The sequence below is a fragment of the Fusobacteria bacterium ZRK30 genome, from assembly GCA_024628785.1.
In the GTDB taxonomy this organism is placed as follows: domain Bacteria; phylum Fusobacteriota; class Fusobacteriia; order Fusobacteriales; family Fusobacteriaceae; genus Psychrilyobacter.
Genome location: CP102405.1, coordinates 405,222 through 423,759, shown reverse-complemented (window position 1 = coordinate 423,759; position 18,538 = coordinate 405,222). Strand labels below are relative to the sequence as shown.

The following is an 18,538-nucleotide window of genomic DNA, read 5'->3' as shown; positions in this document are numbered from 1 at the left end:
ATGGACAGATGGGTATGTTTGGTATGCGGTTATGTGTATGATGAAGAATTAGGAGACCCTGATTCAGGGGTAGCACCGGGAACAAAGTGGGAAGACGTACCGGAAGACTGGACTTGTCCGCCATGTGCAGTAGGAAAAGACCAGTTTGAAAAGCTGGAATTTGAAAAGACAGAATAAAAAAAGTACCTGCAAATTTGCAGGTATTTTTTTATTTAAAAATAGTGGAAGTAAAGTTTAGTCTTTGAATAAAGCTTTATAACGTTTAAAATGCGAAAATAATGTTTTGTATGCAAACAGTACATTTTAAAGTGGAGTTGTGTGTAGAAATAGAATTTTTTTTATAAAATGTTCGAAAAAAGGTTGACTTTTTTTCGGATCTCTAGTATACTTATATTAGTTCAAGGGAGACTTTGAACATCCATGTAGAGCTTAAGCCCCCCTTTTTAAGACTATATGTGTCAATTGAATTATTGATGAAAAAAAGCTTACATTTGGTAAGCTTTTTTTATTTTTAATTTATCTGCTGCCCTATCTCAAATTTTGAGGTAGGGCTTTTTTGTGATAAACTAAAAAAAAGCATTAAGGAGAAATAAGATGAGGTTTGATTATCGGTTTGCTATGAAAGAGTATAAAAAGGTGGAAAAATACCTGAAAAAATATGATTATAGGTGTGAAGTTACTGGAAGCCTGAGAAGAAAGAGGATAGATATAGGGGATATAGATATAGTAGTGGGAAAAAATGAAGATAAAAAAATAGATGTTGAAAATTTAAAAGAGCTGGAACTAAAGGTGTTAGAAATAGTTTCTAAATATAGTGGAGTCGAAAAGCGGAGAAATCATTATGAATTTTTATTGAAGAGTGGAATATCTATTCATATGATTCCTGAAACATCAAAACACTTTAATTATACCCTCTGGCACTCTACAGGACCTAAACCCCATGTAAAATTAATAAAGAGGATATATGAGGAAAAGGAAATGGAGATAGATATGGAAAATACAGTGGAAAATGAAATATATGAAAATATAGATTTGGAATATTTGCAGCCAGAGAAAAGGTGGGAATTAATTTAAATAGTTAAAAAATGTTGAAAATACTATAAATTTTAAAATTGGCCAAGAGTCACTAAAAGAAAGGAGAGTTATGACAAAAAAACAAAAAGTTAAAAAAATAATAGCTGTACTCCATGAAAAATTTGGGAATCCAGAGTGTGCACTGAAATATGAGACTCCCTTTGAACTATTGGTAGCTGTGAGCCTGTCAGCCCAGTGTACCGATAAGAGGGTAAATATAGTGACTGAGGAGATGTTTCGAAAAAAAGGTATAAACACTCCGAAACAGTTTGCAGAGATGGAGTTAGAAGAAATAGAAGCTCTGGTTAAGAGTACGGGATTTTATAAAAATAAAGCTAAAAATATAAAAAGGACCAGCGAGATCCTGCTGGAAAAATATGACGGAAAGGTTCCACAAGAGATGGATAAATTGGTTGCTTTAGCAGGAGTAGGCAGGAAAACGGCGAATGTTGTCAGAGGAGAGGTGTGGAGATTAGCTGAAGGGGTAACAGTAGATACCCATGTGAAGAGGCTGACTAACTTGATAGGTCTTGTTAAGGGAGATAATCCTATAATTATTGAAAGGGAATTGATGGAGATGGTGCCTAAAGAATATTGGATAGATATATCGCATTATTTGATCTTGCAGGGAAGAGATGTGTGCGTGGCTAGAAGGCCTCAATGTGGTAGATGTGAAATAAATATTTTTTGTAATTTTGGAAGAAAAAAATTAAAAAAAGAGGGGAAAAATAACAGCTGACCACAGGTAGGATAGGGATAGTAAGGTCTTAAAAGTTTCGACGATCAAACCTTTGGAATGCCAAGGAATATGTTGACATAAAAACTAAACAATGGTAATATAGGGTATATAGAATAAGGGGTGAAGCTATGAGAAGAGTTTATTTAGACAACAACGCTACAACAAAAACAGATGAAAAAGTATTGGAAGCAATGTTGCCTTATTTTTGTGAGGTATATGGAAATGCTCACAGTATGCACAGTTTTGGACAAGAGGCTGGAAAAGCTTTAAATTCGGCCAGAGAAACTATTTCAAATATATTAAAGATAGAGAAATCAGAGTTAATTTTTACTGGAACAGGGGTAGAAAGTAATAATTTAGCCATAAGAGGTATAGCAAGAGCTTATAGAAGAAGAGGGAATCACATAATTACAAGTGCTATTGAACATCCAGGTGCTAAGAATACGTGTCAAGATCTAGAGAGAGAGGGATTTGAAGTATCTTATATACCTGTTGATAAAAACGGTGTAGTAATTGTAGAGGAGTTAAAAAAAGCTATCAGGAAGGAAACGATCTTAGTTACTCTTATGCATGCAAACAACGAGACTGGAGTAGTGCAGCCTATAGAGGAGATATCTAAGATAACTCGTGAGAACAAGATTGTATTTCATACAGATGCTGTTCAAACGGTTGGAAAGATACCTGTCTATCCTAAGGAATTAGGAGTGGACCTAATGAGTTTTTCAGGTCATAAATTTAATGGTCCAAAGGGAACGGCTGGATTATTTGTTAAAAACGGAATCAGATTGGGAAAAGTTATCACAGGTGGAGGACAGGAGAGAAAAATCAGACCTGGAACAACTAACCTGGCAGGTGTAGTAGGAATGGCTAAAGCATTGGAACTAGCTACTACAAATATGGATGAAAAGATAAAGGAAGAGGAAGAGTTAAGAGCATTCTTTGAAACAGAGATGGTCACAAGGGTTCCGGAAATTAAAATAAATGGTAAAGAAGCAGTTAGGCTTCCAGGAACTTCAAGTGTTAGTTTTAGACATCTAGAAGGAGAGTCAATCTTATTGGGACTTGATTATAAGGGGATAGCAGTAAGTTCGGGATCAGCATGTTCTTCAGATGATCTACAGGCTTCCCATGTGTTGTTGGCAATGGGGATAGAAGTTGTAGATGCTCACGGAACTATCAGGTTTTCGTTAGGGAAATTTAATACTCGTGAAGAGATAGAATATGTAATAGAGGAAGCTCCTAAAGTGATAGAGAAATTAAGAATGATTTCGCCGCTTTGGAATGAATTTCAACTTAAAAAATAAATTAAAAGACGGGGAGTGACGATAGATGGAATATACAAAAAAAGTAATGGATCATTTTATGAATCCTAGAAATGTTGGAGTAATTGAAAATCCTGATGGATATGGAAAGATAGGAAGCCCTTCTTGTGGAGATATGATGGAGATCTTCTTAAAGATAGAAGATGGTATAATCAGAGATGTAAAATTTAGAACATTTGGATGTGCTTCAGCTATTGCATCATCATCAGTAACTACAGAGATGATCTTAAATAAAACTGTAGAGGAAGCATTACAGGTAACTAACAAAGCTGTTGTAGAAGCTTTAGATGGTTTACCGGCAGCAAAAGTACATTGTTCTGTGTTGGCTGAAGAAGCTATAAAAGCAGCAATAGAAGACTATATGTCTAAAAAATAATGATTTTATTTGGGGTAGGAAACTATCCCTTTTTTATTTAATATATGCTATAATACTCTAATCTAAAAAGCGTATTAATTAATAAAATATAAGAGAAAAAGGATGAAGTGAATAAGATGAAAAAAATTGTTATAGGAATATATTTAATTGTAGGTATATTGAGTTTTGGGCAGGGAGACAGATTTACAGCAAAATTATTGGGGACATCAGACGGTAAAATAATAAATAGTGTCAATAGAGAAAAGATCTACCCGTTGGCTTCTGTTACTAAGATGATGACGATATTAGTTACCTATGATGCTATATCTAAGGGCGAGATATCTATGGATGATATGGTAGACATCCCAGATGATATAAGGAAAATTGGCGGGAGCAGGATATGGATGACTGTGGAAGACAGGCTTAGTGTAAGAGATCTGGTTAAAGCAACAGCTATCTATTCTGCCAATAATGCAGCATATTCTCTGGCGTATTATGTAGGGAATGGAGATTTAGATAGATTTGTAGAGAGGATGAATGAGAAAGCAAAATCTTTAGGAATGATAAATACCAGCTATTATACTCCAGCAGGGTTGCCTCCTCATATGACGGGAACAGAGATGGATGTATCTACGGTAAATGATATCTATAAACTATCTATGGAACTATTAAAAAATGATGACTATATGAAGATTGCTTCTATGAAGGAGGCCGGCATAAGAAACGGTCAGCAGAGATTTAAAAGCAGAAATAAATTATTGGGGATAGATGGGATCTATGGGATAAAAACCGGACATCATAGTTTGGCAGGATATAATATCTCTATTGTTTCCAAAAAGAATAGTTTAAATATGATAGAGATTGTATTTGGGTCGCCAGATGAAAAGACCCGTGATACAGTTGTACTAGAAGATTTGAATAAATTCTATATTGATTATGGCTATATAGATCTTTTGGTTCGTGGGGAAAAATTGGGGACACTAAAGGTTAAAGATGGTGTAGAATCAGAAGTTAATTTTTATGCTGAGAACAACTATACTAAGCTGATGGCTAAAAATAGGAAGATAGAAAAACAGGTAACGATGAAAAAAGATATAAAAGCTCCTGTTGCAGCAGGGACAGTAGTTGGAGAGTATAAGGTGTTAATAGATGGTAAAACTTATTTAAAAAGTGAACTAAAAATCAATCATTCAATTGAAAAAATGGGATTTTTTCAAAGAATATTTAACTAAAAGAGTCTTTAAAGACTCTTTTTTTTTTATAGGAAATTCTACCTGTATGGATGCGACGTCACGTTTCCTCTTCACATAATTTTCACAAAACTAAAGTACAATATATATGTAAGAGAGAGTATAAAAAGGAGGAGGATTAAAATGAGAAATAAAATAATTGTTGGGTTATTGTTGATATCAGCCATATCCTTTGGAGCTTATGGGCATTATAATGAAGGGGATATGATGGGCAGAGGAAATAGAAATGGTGGTTACAATTGTAGTGGAAATGGATATATGATGTGGAATGAAAGTAATTTAAGTGAAGAGCATAGGGCAGAAATGTTTGAAATGATGCAGGGAAGAAGAGAAGTTACTTATAAAGAAAGTTTGGAGATCAGGGGAAAAGAGCTGGAATTGGAGAAAAAATTAGCAGCATCTAAGGTAGACTGGAAAGGTGTGGAGAGACTAAATAAAGAGATTTCAGATTTGAAAGCTAAGAGAAGATTAGAGGGTATGAAGTATAGAAAAGAGATAGAAGATAAGTATGAGGTTGATTATGGTAGAAAAGGGAATTATAAGAGAAAATAAAATAAATCTGAAATAAACAAAAACTTTATAGTGAAATGTGTAGAAAAGGAATCTTTGGGTTCCTTTTTCTATTATTATGTTATAATAGATAGAAGTAATAAGTATAAATTAAAGTTACAGAAAAGGAGAAATAATGAAAAAATATATAATTGAACCAGAATATCATGGATATAAAGTTGGAGATTATTTAAAGGAAGTTTTGGGTTATTCTAGTAGAAGTATGAGGAAGATTGATATCTTTTTGAATGGAAAAAAAGTAAAACCTAATAAAAAAGTAAGAAAATTAAATAGGTTGCTGGTAAAAGAACATAATAAAGGAACAAACATCGAGCCTATCAAAATGGATCTGAATATAGTGTATGAGGATAAGAACCTGATTATATTAAATAAGGAGCCGTATTTGATAGTTCATCCCACTAAAAAGAAGGTGGATAAAACTTTGGCTCATGGGATAGTACACTATATGAAGGAACAGACAGGGGAAATTACAGTCCCAAGATTTTATAACAGGTTAGATATGAATACGTCTGGAATTATAGTGGTAGCTAAAAATGGATTTGCCCAGGCATTTTTACAAAACAAAGAGAAAGCCACTGTGAAGAAGTATTATCAAACAATAGTTAAGGGAATAGTTAAAGAAGAAGAGTTTGTTATAGAGGAGTCGATTGGTCGTGTAGGAGATTCGCTGAAAAGAGAATTACTTTCAGTAGAGGATGGAGGTCAAACTGCAAAAACAGGAGTGAAGGTTTTAAAGAGGATGGATGATCAAAACTTAACCCTTCTAGAGGTGGAGTTGTTTACAGGAAGAACCCATCAAATCAGGGTACATCTATCATCTATAGGACATCCGATATTAGGGGATGAGCTCTATGGGGGAATGGTTGATAGTGTTAAAAGACAGCTTCTGCATGCTTATAAATTAATCTTTACTAACCCAGACACTGGGAAAGAGGAAACTGTAACGACAACTTTACCTGATGACATGGAGAGAATTGTGAAAGGGGAGGTGATAGGGTAAAAATAGACCAAGAATTGTTGCAAAATTAATACTCACGTTCCGTTGACAAACTCTAGAAATTTAAGATATATTTATAGTGTAAAATAAAAAAATCTTAGGAGGAATAAAACTATGGCAGCAGTAAAAATAGCGATAAATGGATTTGGTAGAATTGGAAGATTAGCATTCAGATTAATGGCAGATAACCCTGAATTTGAAGTAGTAGCAATAAACGACTTAACGGACCCTAGAACTTTAGCTTACTTATTAAAGTTTGATACAGCTCAAGGAAGATTCAAGATGGATTCAATTGAAGCTACAGAAAACGGAATAGTAGTAGATGGGAAAGAAATTAAAATATACTCTGAAAGAAATGCAGCAGACTTACCTTGGAAAGCATTAGATGTAGATGTAGTATTAGAATGTACTGGATTCTATGTATCTAAAGAAAAGTCTCAAGCACATATAGATGCAGGAGCTAAAAAAGTAGTTATCTCTGCACCAGCAGCAGGAGATCTTAAAACAGTTGTATTCAACGTAAACGATGACGTATTAACTGGAGAAGAAACTATCATATCTGGAGCTTCTTGTACAACTAACTGTTTAGCACCAGTTGTAAACGTATTAAACAAAGAGTTTGGATTAGTAAAAGGATTCATGACAACTATCCATGCATACACAAATGACCAAAACATATTAGATGCACCTCATCCAAAGGATATCAACGCTAGAAGAGGAAGAGCAGGAGCAGCTAACATGGTACCTACATCTACAGGAGCAGCAGTAGCAGTAGGAAAAGTATTACCTGAATTATTAGGAAAATTAGATGGTGGAGCAGTAAGAGTTCCAACTGTTACAGGATCTTGTGTTGACTTAGTAGTAGAGTTAGATAAGAACGTAACTGTAGAAGAGATCAATGCAGCTATGAAAGCAGCAGCAAATGAAACTTTAGGATATACTGAAGAGCCAATCGTATCTTCTGACTGTATCGGAATCCAATTCGGATCATGGTTTGATGCTCAATCTACAAAAGTAATGACTGTAGATGGAAAGCAATTAGTAAAAATCTTAACTTGGTATGACAACGAGATGTCTTATACAGCTCAATTAATCAGAACTTGTAAGAAATTTGCTCAATTAGCAAAGTAATTATATAATAGAATAAATAGAATAGCGGGAGCATTGGTTTCCGCTATTTTTTTTAGAGAGAAGTGTTATATTTCTTAGGCGTTTAAAGGCAGTAATTATATTTATGGAGGGGTTAAGAGAATGGCAAAAAAAATAGTAAATGAATTAGAATTAAACGGTAAAAAAGTATTGATGAGAGTGGATTTTAACGTTCCTATGAAGGATGGGAAGATCACAAACGACAACAGAATAGTTGCTGCAACTGATACAATTAAATATGTATTAGAGCAAGGTGGAAAAGTTATAGCTTTCTCTCATTTAGGAAGAGTAAAAACAGAGGAAGATAAAGCTGGAAAATCAATGGCACCAATAGCTGTAAGATTATCTGAATTATTAGGTAAGGAAGTTAAGTTTGTTGCTGAAACTAGAGGAACAGAATTAGAAGCGGCAGTAGCAGAATTAAAAGATGGAGAGATCATGATGTTTGAAAATACTAGATTTGAAGATATCGATGGTAAGAAAGAATCTAAAAATGACCCTGAACTGGGGAAATACTGGGCTTCTTTAGGAGACGTTTTTATAAACGATGCATTCGGAACTGCTCATAGAGCGCATGCTTCAAATGTAGGAATTGCTTCGAACGTTGAAGAGTCTGCAGCGGGATTCTTAATGGAAAAAGAAATTAAATTCATTGGTGGAGTAGTGGATGCACCACAAAAGCCATTAGTAGCAATCTTAGGTGGAGCGAAAGTTTCTGATAAGATCTCTGTAATTAAAAACTTGATTCCAAAAGCTGATAAGATAATTATCGGTGGAGGAATGATGTTTACTTTCTTAAAAGCAAAAGGATTAAATATCGGGTCTTCATTATGTGAAGAAGATAGATTAGATCTTGCCAAGGAATTAATGGAATTAGCAGGAGATAAATTAGTATTACCTGTAGATACTATTACGTCAAAAGAATTCTCAAATGATGCAGGACACCAAGTTGTTTCTGTAAATGAAATTCCTGAAGGGGAGATGGGATTAGATATCGGACCTAAATCAGTGGAGTTATTTAAATCTGCATTAGCAGGAGCTAAAACTGTAGTATGGAATGGACCAATGGGTGTATTCGAAATGTCTAATTTTGCTAAAGGAACGATTGGAGTTTGTGAAGCTATCGCCAACTTAGACGGAGCTATCACTATTATCGGTGGAGGAGATTCTGCAACAGCAGCAATCGACTTAGGATTCGCTGACAAGTTTACACATATCTCTACTGGTGGAGGAGCTTCACTTGAGTATTTAGAAGGGAAAGTTTTACCAGGAATAGATTCTATAGCTAGTCACTGTGGTAACTGTAACTGCGGTAAATAATTAAATAGAAAGATCAAGAGGGGGAGAAATCTTCCTCTTTTTATATGTTTTTTTTGTTTAGACCACTCTTCCTGGTGAGTCTTTCTTTGCTCTAACTATTGATTTTGTTAAAATTATGTCGTATATTTGTATTACTAGCATGAGGACAAACTAATAAGGATGTGATTTTTATGAGAACGACAATAAGAGGAAGACACTTAGAGGTAACAGAGGGAATCAAAAATTATGCAGAGAAGAGATTTGGTAAATTGGAGACGTACTTTAATCATATAGATGAGACTGAAGTTGTTTTAAAATATGAAGACAAAAAAGTATATGGTGTAGAAGTTATTGTAACTACCAAGGGAAATAAATACATTGCTAAAACTAAAGGTGGAGAATTATACACTGAGATAGATAAAGCTAAAGAGAAGATAAAAGGTGTGTTGACTAAAGAAAAGAAGAAGATTATAGACAGTAAGAGGGAAGAGAAGCCAGAAGTTGAATAGATGAAACTAATCTCCTAATTATCAGGTATACAAATACTCTGATAATTAGGAGAATTTTTTTTATTTTGAAAAAATTAAAAAATAAAATTATGGTAAAAACATCTTGAATAAAAATAAAAACAATGATATTATTTTATTAAATAATAAATTGTTCGGAGGAATAAAAAGTGAATAAATCAAACTTTATTACAACTCTATATTACTATTATTATAGGAAACAGGATTTGAATTAATTCTTTAAATTAGAATTATATGCGAATCCATTTTGTATTACTATAAGTTTAGTGAGATGGATTTGTATCAAGAGATGTTATTTTAGTCTATGGGTACTTACCTATAGACTTTTTTTATTATCTAGGGGAATTATTATAAGTTTACGCTTGTTTGGATGCAACGTCACGTTGCTTTTTTATTAAATAAACTAAGGAGAATGATATGAAATTTAAATTTAACTACTATTACTACTATTATTTATTAAATCTGGGTCATCGCATATAAGCGATAGATGCAGGTTTGTTTTGGTGGCCTGCATCTTTAGTAGTTAAACTTTTTTAAGTGAAGCTCAAGGTGTAGTCCTTGGGCTTTTTTATATTGTGTTTTATTGTGAGGAGATGGTTGTAATGGAAAATATTATAAGCTTTGTAAATGGAGTTTTATGGGGGAAAAATGTATTGGTTTGGATGTTGATAGGAGCAGGGTTGTTTTTTAGTATAAAGACGAAGTTTGTTCAATTGAGATTATTTAAACATATGATATCTTTGGTGAAGTCAAATAATGAAGAAAAAAGTGAAGGGATTACATCTTTCCAAGCTTTTTGTATCAGCACGGCTTCCAGGGTAGGGGCTGGTAACTTAGTAGGGGTTGTGGCAGCGGTATCCATAGGTGGAGCAGGATCTATCTTTTGGATGTGGGTAATGGCTGTAATTGGTGCAGCTTCAGCCTTTGCAGAAACTGTTTTGGCTGTTATCTACAGAGAAAAAACTAAAGACGGTAAATTTGTAGGAGGGCCGGCGTTTTTCCTACATAAAGGGCTAGGTAAAAAATGGTTAGGAGTGTTGTTTGTGATATCTGCATTGATATGTTGGGCTGGAGTGATGCAGGTCGTTTCAAACTCTGTAACAGAATCTTTTAAGGTAGCTTTTGGAACCGATGAACTTATGGTGGCTATAGTTTTAATAATGTTGACAGGGGTAGTTATCTTTGGAAAAAAAGATAAGATATCTATGCTTTTGTCGAAATTAGTTCCCCTTATGTCTGCGCTGTACTTACTGGTAGTATTGTTTATAGTGATAAAGAATATTAATTTAATACCAGGACTTATAACAGAGATAGTTTCACAGGCTTTGGGAATCAGACAGGCAGTGGGAGGGAGTTTAGGAGCTGTTATAATGATTGGAATAAAGAGAGGGTTGTTTTCTAATGAGGCAGGGAGTGGGAGTGCTCCTAGTGCAGCAGCATCAGCAGATGTGGATCATCCGGCGAAGCAGGGTTTATTACAAGCTCTGGGAGTGTTTGTGGATACCATATTAATATGCAGTGCCACGGCTTTTGTAATGTTATTAGCAGATATAGATAAAACAGATCTAACGGGAATGAAATTTTTACAAGAATCTTTTAGATACCATGTAGGAGATTGGGGAGTTATATTTATAGCACTTATATTATTTTTATTTTCCTTTAGTACAGTATTGGGGATCATGTTTTATGCTAAAAATAATATAATCTTTTTATCTGAAAGAGATATCTTTCAAAATATGTTTAAAATTTTGGTGTTGGTGATGTTATTTCAAGGTGGTATTCAGCAGAATTTATTTATCTGGTCTTTGGCAGATTTTGGAATAGGATTGATGACGGTAATTAACCTTGTAGGTATAGTCTTGTTGTCTAAGGAGGTGAAAAGCTGTTTAGATAATTATGAAGGAGGTCTTTTGAAGAAGCAAAAGGCGGAGGAAACTAAGGTTACAATATAAAATAAAAAAATTTAAACTTTTTTAAAACTTGCTGCGTCTGATAAGTATAAGCAAATGAAAATAGTAATATTTTTTCATTTCTTTCTTTCCTTAAAATAAAATATAATAAATAAAGACCTCCTAACTGTGCGACTATTACAGGTAGGAGGTTTTTATTTTAAATTTTTTTGGTTTTTCTAAAATTTTTATCTATTATTATTGACTTCTTTGTGGGAAGTTAATAAAATTTATTGAATAAAATAACGTTTTAGTTATCGAAGTGAAGAAGAAGATCAAATGAAAAATAAATATTTTTCACTAAACAACATATCTGTTTCATTGGTTGTAAATCAATAAAAATAAGGGTGAAAAGAGGAGAGTTGCGTTTGGATGTCTGTTTTGGGAAATGTTTTGAAAAAACACAATAAAAAAACAAAAAAATCCTTGACGAAAAGCTGTAAACGCGGTATACTTCTTCTTGTGCATCAGAGAAATATCTTTGAAGCCAACAAAAGGACATTAGCAATTAAATAGAGAAAGAAAGTGTAAATTAAAAACTCAATTGTCGTTTGAAACTTTGTTTTCAAACAATCGATTAAGGTGTACAGTGGAATGAACCACTATAAAAATAATTATCTTTTAATAGATAGCTAAACTTCATTTATGAAGTTAGGATATAAATTTGAATGTAGAGTTTGATCCTGGCTCAGGATGAACGCTGACAGAATGCTTAACACATGCAAGTCGACTGGAATTCTTCTTCGGAAGATAGTACGGTGGCGGACGGGTGAGTAACGCGTAAAGAATTTGCCCTTCAGACTGGGACAACTAATCGAAAGGTTAGCTAATACCGGATATTATGAGATCTTGGCATCAAGAACTTATGAAAGCTATATGCGCTGGAGGAGAACTTTGCGTTCCATTAGGTAGTTGGTAGGGTAATGGCCTACCAAGCCGACGATGGATAGCCGGCCTGAGAGGGTGAACGGCCACAAGGGGACTGAGACACGGCCCTTACTCCTACGGGAGGCAGCAGTGGGGAATATTGGACAATGGACCAAAAGTCTGATCCAGCAATTCTGTGTGCACGATGAAGGTCTTCGGATTGTAAAGTGCTTTCAGGTGGGAAGAAGAAAGTGACGGTACCACCAGAAGAAGCGACGGCTAAATACGTGCCAGCAGCCGCGGTAATACGTATGTCGCAAGCGTTATCCGGAATTATTGGGCGTAAAGCGAGTCTAGGCGGCTTGTTAAGTCAGATGTGAAAATGCGGGGCTCAACTCCGTATTGCGTTTGAAACTGGCAGGCTAGAGTACTGGAGAGGTGGGCGGAACTACAAGTGTAGAGGTGAAATTCGTAGATATTTGTAGGAATGCCGATAGTGAAGACAGCTCACTGGACAGATACTGACGCTAAAGCTCGAAAGCGTGGGGAGCGAACAGGATTAGATACCCTGGTAGTCCACGCCGTAAACGATGTTCACTGGGTGTAGGGGGTCGAACCTCTGTGCCGAAGCTAACGCGATAAGTGAACCGCCTGGGGAGTACGCACGCAAGTGTGAAACTCAAAGGAATTGACGGGGACCCGCACAAGCGGTGGAGCATGTGGTTTAATTCGACGCAACGCGAGGAACCTTACCAGCACTTGACATACAACGAACTCGTCAGAGATGACTTGGTGCCGCTTCGGTGGAACGTTGATACAGGTGGTGCATGGCTGTCGTCAGCTCGTGTCGTGAGATGTTGGGTTAAGTCCCGCAACGAGCGCAACCCCTATCGTATGTTACCATCATTAAGTTGGGGACTCATGCGAGACTGCCTGCGACGAGCAGGAGGAAGGTGGGGATGACGTCAAGTCATCATGCCCCTTATGTGCTGGGCTACACACGTGCTACAATGGTTGGTACAGAGAGCAGCAATACGGCGACGTGGAGCAAATCTCAGAAAGCCAATCTTAGTTCGGATCGCAGTCTGCAACTCGACTGCGTGAAGTTGGAATCGCTAGTAATCGCGAATCAGCAATGTCGCGGTGAATACGTTCTCGGGTCTTGTACACACCGCCCGTCACACCACGAGAGTTGGTTGCACCTAAAGTAGCAGGCCTAACCATTTATGGAGGGATGTTCCTAAGGTGTGATTAGCGATTGGGGTGAAGTCGTAACAAGGTATCCGTACCGGAAGGTGCGGATGGATCACCTCCTTTCTAAGGAGCACTTTATGAGACCATGCAAATGGTATTACATAAAGAATATTTATACTGCTCTTTCTCTATTTATTTGGTAATGTTCTCTTTTTTGAGAGAAAATACCAGTTGGACATTGAAAACTATATAGTAATGAAATAATAAATTAACAATTTTATTAGATCTTCAGTTACACGAGAGTGTAACAATAATTAACGAAGAGTTAGAAATAACTGAACGATAATTAGATTTCAAAAATTCTAAAAACAAATTAAGCAAAAAATATTAAAATTCTATTTTAATAATAGGTTAAGAAATTAAGGGCGCACGGAGAATGCCTTGGTAGTAAGAGCCGATGAAGGACGTGATAAGCTGCGATAAGCTAAGACAAGCTGCAATTGAGCGTAATAGTCTTAGATTTCCGAATGGGTAAACCTACTAGTTTGAAGAACTAGTGTGGAAACGGGAACCGGATGAACTGAAACATCTAAGTAATCCGAGGAAGAGAAAGTAAAAACGATTCCCTAAGTAGCGGCGAGCGAACGGGGAAGAGCCCAAACCGAACAAGTGTGATAGCATGCAGGCGTTGCTTGTTGGGGGTAGTGGGATACAGAGCGGCAGAACTGCAAGGTATGCGCTTGACTAACAAAGGTACTAGAATGAACTGGAAAGTTCAACCGTAGAAGGTGATAGTCCTGTATAGGGAACTTATGTTAGCAAGTCACTGTAATCCCAAGTAGCACGGGACACGAGAAACCCTGTGTGAATCAGCGAGGACCATATCTCGTAAGGCTAAATACTCTTACTAACCGATAGTGAATAGTACCGTGAGGGAAAGGTGAAAAGAACCCCGGGAGGGGAGTGAAATAGAACCTGAAACCGTGTGCTTACAAGCGGTCAGAGCAGAGCCTTCGGGCGTGTGATGGCGTGCCTTTTGGAGAATGATCCTGCGAGTGATCAATGGCGAGGTTAAGTATAACGGAGCCGAAGGGAAACCGAGTCTGAATAGGGCGAATTAGTCGTTGGTTGTAGACGCGAAACCTGGTGATCTATGCCTGTCCAAGATGAAGCTGTGGTAAGACACAGTGGAGGTCTGAACCCACCGTCGTTGAAAAGCCGGGGGATGAGGTAGGTATAGGGGTGAAAAGCCAATCGAACCAGGAGATAGCTCGTTCTCTCCGAAATGCATTTAGGTGCAGCCTTGATTGTTTAAATATGGGGGTAGAGCACTGAATGGTCTAGCGGGCATATTGCTTAGCGAAATCAATCAAACTCCGAATACCATATTTCAAGAGATCAGGAGTGAGACTATGGGTACTAAGATCCATGGTCAAAAGGGAAACAGCCCAGACCACCAACTAAGGTCCCAAATTATATCTAAGTGGGAAAGGAGGTGGAGATTCTGAAACAACCAGGATGTTGGCTTAGAAGCAGCCATACATTTAAAGAGTGCGTAATAGCTCACTGGTCGAGAGTCTCTGCGCCGACAATGTAACGGGGCTAAGATATAAACCGAAGTTGTGGAGTATACACTATGTGTAGACTGGTAGGAGAGCGTTCCGTAGGCCGTTGAAGGATAAGGGGTAACCCAATCTGGAGGTATCGGAAGTGAGAATGCAGGAATGAGTAGCGAGAAAGAGGGTGAGAATCCCTCTCGCCGGAAAACCAAGGTTTCCAGAGTAAAGCTTGTCTTCTCTGGGTAAGCCGGGACCTAAGCCGAGGCTAGATTGCGTAGGCGAATGGAAAGCAGTTTAATATTACTGCGCCACTGTAATTTGTTTGAGAGATGGAGGGACGCAGAAGGGTATGTGCGCAGACTGTTGGATATGTCTGTGTAAGCATGTAGGATGGAACCGCAGGAAAATCCACGGTTTTAGATCTGAGGTGTGATGCGGAGTGTTTGTAATGAACACGAAGGTACAAATCCCACGCTGCCGAGAAAAGCTTCTATTGAGAATTATAGTGCCCGTACCGTAAACCGACACAGGTGGTTAGGATGAGAAATCTAAGGCGTACAGGCTAACTCTCGCTAAGGAACTCTGCAAAATGGCCCCGTAACTTCGGGAGAAGGGGTGCCATTAAAGGTGATAAATACACGCGATTTTGAGCTTTTGATGGCCGCAGTGAAGAGATTCGAGCAACTGTTTAGCAAAAACACAGGTCTATGCTAAGCTGAAAGGCGATGTATATGGGCTGACACCTGCCCAGTGCCGGAAGGTTAAGAGGAGGGTTTAGCGACTCAAATTGAAGCCCCGGTGAACGGCGGCCGTAACTATAACGGTCCTAAGGTAGCGAAATTCCTTGTCGGGTAAGTTCCGACCTGCACGAATGGTGTAATGACTCGAATGCTGTCTTGGCGGGAGGCCTGGTGAAATTGTACTACCGGTGAAGATACCGGTTACCTACAGTAGGACGGAAAGACCCCGTGGAGCTTTACTATAGCTTGGTATTGGGTTGAGATGTTATGTGTATAGGATAGTTGGGAGACTGTGATTATATGGCGCTAGCTGTATATGAGTCGCTGGTGGAATACCAACCATATAACATTTTGATTCTAATCTGTGATGTGTAATCATGGAGACAGTGCTAGGTGGGTAGTTTGACTGGGGCGGTCGCCTCCGAAAGAGTAACGGAGGCGTTCAAAGGTTCCCTCAGGTTGGATGGAAATCAACCGAAGAGTGCAATGGCATAAGGGAGCTTGACTGTGAGATAGACACATCGAGCAGGTGCGAAAGCAGGACATAGTGATCCGGTGGTTCCGAATGGAAGGGCCATCGCTCAACGGATAAAAGCTACCCCGGGGATAACAGGCTGATTTTGCCCGAGAGTCCATATCGACGGCAAAGTTTGGCACCTCGATGTCGGCTCATCGCATCCTGGGGCTGGAGAAGGTCCCAAGGGTTGGGCTGTTCGCCCATTAAAGCGGTACGTGAGCTGGGTTCAGAACGTCGTGAGACAGTTCGGTCCCTATCCACTGTAGGCGTAAGAATATTGATGAGATCTGTCCTTAGTACGAGAGGACCGGGATGGACAAACCTCTAATGTACCAGTTGTCATGCCAATGGCATAGCTGGGTAGTCACGTTTGGAATGGATAACCGCTGAAAGCATCTAAGCGGGAAGCCAACTCAGAGATAAGTATTCTATCATTGATAAGTCACCTTCGAGACTAGGAGGTTGATAGGTTGGGGGTGTAAGGGCTGTGAAGTCTTTAGCTGACCAATACTAATATGACGAACACTTTACCTAAAGAAAATGATTTTTAGAAAGTTAATTTATGAAACATTATTATATAGTTTTGAATGTTTAACAATATTCAATAAGAAAGTAAGCTTGGTAAGAAAAGCTACGGGGGTACACCTGGTCACATTCCGAACCCAGAAGTTAAGTCCGTAAACGCCGAAAGTACTTAGGGGGCAGCCCCTTGGGAGGATAGGAACTTGCCAAGTCTTTTTTATTTTTTGAAGAAATTCAAAGAGGAAGAAGGGTCATCAACTAATGTTGATGGCTCTTTTTTATGTATACTATCAAAAATAAAGGGAGAAAACAATCCATATTCTTTAAATATTTGTAGCAACCAAAATTCATGAAGGTTCTGACTCCTCATTTTTATAGAGATTTTATGAGTATCAAAATTAATTTTAAATATGAATCTCAACTGAGAGAAACCGAAGCTAAAGCTAAAGCCATCTTGTCTTAGTAGGTAAAAGCCAAGAGATCCTGGTTTCCTAGAGGGAGGTCTTATAGAGGTGCTAGTTCGATGAAACTTTTGAGTTTAATAGAATAACCAGAGACACGAGCATTTTTAAGATAAAATATGAAAATTACTCCCTATGAGGATCATATATGGTGTTCTTATTTTATAGGAGATTTCTGATATTGGAGTGACAAGCTATAGTTGAAAGAAGAAGAGGGATTTCAAGACATAAAAAAAGGAGCCATCAATAAATTGATGACTTCTCTTTAGATTAAATATTAGCAGCTTGTTTTTTCTACTGCGATATATTCATTTTCTCCTAAGATAACAATTGCTTTCTCTTTGTTAGTTTCATTTACTAAGATGATTGGTCCTGTACAACCCATTCCTGCTTCTGCATAGATCCCATTTCTCATAAGTTCTAGTGCTGCATCATCTAAGTCCATGATATCTATCCCTGATACTTGCGCTGTTACTACTTCTTTTTCAGGCTTTACAAATTCTTCTACTGGTTTTTTAGGTGCTTCAACAAAACCAGCTAAGATCTCTTCGTATCCTGCTTTTTTTATCATCTCATATTCTTTGCTTACTATTGCAGCAAGATCATTTTTCCCTAATAGTGCAGCATATTTTATTGCTCCTTCTACTACAGGTACTCCTGATGCTCTAGATAAGATTAATATAGTTCTCTTCATATCAAATGATACTCCTGGACCATATCCATATCCGTTTGCTTCATAACTTCCACCTGTTGAGTAAGAAGAAAACATCTTCATAAGAATATTTCCAGTTAAACTATCTGTTACCATTACATCTGATGATCCCATTAAAAGGTCGTTTCCTCTCATGATTGTTCCACCATCTGCTCTTCTAGATTCACCAAAGTTAATTGCATAACCGTTGTCAGCTAATTTTCTAAGAGATCTTTCTACAGCTCTTGAGCTGTCTACGTTTAAGATTCCAACACTAGGATTAGCTATTCCAATTGCTTTGGCTGTTGCTATTCCATAAAGTGAGTTTTTAAACATAGCTTCTGTTCTGTTAGTAGCTGATGTTCCTGTTGTAGTTCCTATTAACATGTCATTTCCAAAAGCAGGTGTTACTACTCTACCTATTGTAGAAGTACCTATTGGGAAACTGTAATGCATAGTTACAGCTGAATTGATCTCTTTTGAATCGATTAATTCTTCCATTCTTTTATGCGCTTCTTCCTCAGTGTTAGCTTCTACAACTCTTAAAGCTGTCTCTACCTTAGGTCCAATTAAAACTACATCAAAGTCACCACTTAAAGCTGCTTTTTCTGCACCTTTAACGATGTTTTCTACTCCATGCTCACTACCTATTGTAGTTATTCCTACACATATTCTCTTACCAAACGACCCTGTTTCCATGGCATTGGCTATATCTAAAAAAGTTTCACCTATCATTTGTTTAATATCTAAAGACAT

At 37.3% G+C, this 18,538-nt stretch carries 13 protein-coding genes and 3 rRNA genes; 15 read left to right on the top strand and 1 reads right to left on the bottom strand.

What is annotated here, in order from left to right; all coding sequences use genetic code 11:
- From NRK67_06965 to rrf, 15 genes are all read left to right on the top strand, one after another.
- Nucleotides 1-177: a rubredoxin gene (locus NRK67_06965; GenBank protein ID UUV19226.1), complete on the top strand. Its 177-nt coding sequence runs from the start codon at nt 1-3 to the stop codon at nt 175-177.
- Between the two features lie 417 nt (nt 178-594).
- The gene (locus NRK67_06960) at nt 595-1,074 is read left to right on the top strand and encodes a hypothetical protein (GenBank protein ID UUV19225.1); all 480 of its coding nucleotides are present in this window, start codon (nt 595-597) and stop codon (nt 1,072-1,074) included.
- A gap of 70 nt (nt 1,075-1,144) precedes the next feature.
- Complete coding sequence (gene nth, locus NRK67_06955; protein ID UUV19224.1) at nt 1,145-1,813, top strand: endonuclease III; 669 nt, start codon at nt 1,145-1,147, stop codon at nt 1,811-1,813.
- Between the two features lie 128 nt (nt 1,814-1,941).
- Nucleotides 1,942-3,117, top strand: a complete 1,176-nt coding sequence (locus NRK67_06950) for a cysteine desulfurase (GenBank protein UUV19223.1) — start codon at nt 1,942-1,944, stop codon at nt 3,115-3,117.
- Nucleotides 3,118-3,142: 25 nt separating this feature from the next.
- Nucleotides 3,143-3,511, top strand: coding sequence for a Fe-S cluster assembly scaffold protein NifU (gene nifU / locus NRK67_06945; protein UUV19222.1), 369 nt, complete (start codon nt 3,143-3,145; stop codon nt 3,509-3,511).
- A gap of 116 nt (nt 3,512-3,627) precedes the next feature.
- Entirely contained in the window at nt 3,628-4,722 is a 1,095-nt protein-coding gene (locus NRK67_06940) for a D-alanyl-D-alanine carboxypeptidase (GenBank protein ID UUV19221.1), read from the top strand.
- A gap of 141 nt (nt 4,723-4,863) precedes the next feature.
- Nucleotides 4,864-5,292, top strand: a complete 429-nt coding sequence (locus tag NRK67_06935; GenBank protein UUV19220.1) for a hypothetical protein — start codon at nt 4,864-4,866, stop codon at nt 5,290-5,292.
- A 133-nt stretch (nt 5,293-5,425) separates the two neighbouring features.
- The gene (locus tag NRK67_06930) at nt 5,426-6,310 is read left to right on the top strand and encodes an RluA family pseudouridine synthase (GenBank protein ID UUV19219.1); all 885 of its coding nucleotides are present in this window, start codon (nt 5,426-5,428) and stop codon (nt 6,308-6,310) included.
- A gap of 111 nt (nt 6,311-6,421) precedes the next feature.
- Nucleotides 6,422-7,438: a type I glyceraldehyde-3-phosphate dehydrogenase gene (gap, locus tag NRK67_06925; protein UUV19218.1), complete on the top strand. Its 1,017-nt coding sequence runs from the start codon at nt 6,422-6,424 to the stop codon at nt 7,436-7,438.
- A 120-nt stretch (nt 7,439-7,558) separates the two neighbouring features.
- Nucleotides 7,559-8,776 carry a phosphoglycerate kinase gene (locus NRK67_06920; GenBank protein ID UUV19217.1) on the top strand — a complete coding sequence of 406 codons (1,218 nt, stop codon included), beginning with the start codon at nt 7,559-7,561 and terminating at the stop codon, nt 8,774-8,776.
- Between the two features lie 170 nt (nt 8,777-8,946).
- Nucleotides 8,947-9,264, top strand: a complete 318-nt coding sequence (gene raiA, locus NRK67_06915) for a ribosome-associated translation inhibitor RaiA (GenBank protein ID UUV19216.1) — start codon at nt 8,947-8,949, stop codon at nt 9,262-9,264.
- Between the two features lie 611 nt (nt 9,265-9,875).
- A complete protein-coding gene (locus NRK67_06910; GenBank protein ID UUV19895.1) occupies nt 9,876-11,234 on the top strand; it encodes an alanine:cation symporter family protein in 1,359 nt (452 codons plus the stop codon).
- 662 nt (nt 11,235-11,896) lie between these two features.
- Nucleotides 11,897-13,415, top strand: a 16S ribosomal RNA gene (locus NRK67_06905).
- Nucleotides 13,416-13,701: 286 nt separating this feature from the next.
- Nucleotides 13,702-16,642, top strand: a 23S ribosomal RNA gene (locus tag NRK67_06900).
- Between the two features lie 83 nt (nt 16,643-16,725).
- Nucleotides 16,726-16,842: ribosomal RNA gene (gene rrf / locus NRK67_06895) — 5S ribosomal RNA — on the top strand.
- Together the 16S, 23S and 5S rRNA genes form the textbook arrangement of a ribosomal RNA operon.
- Nucleotides 16,843-17,368: 526 nt before the next feature.
- On the opposite strand, the gene grdD is transcribed toward rrf, so the two are convergent.
- On the bottom strand, nt 17,369-18,538 hold the full coding sequence (grdD, locus tag NRK67_06890) for a glycine/sarcosine/betaine reductase complex component C subunit alpha (GenBank protein UUV19215.1): 1,170 nt from the start codon (nt 18,536-18,538) through the stop codon (nt 17,369-17,371).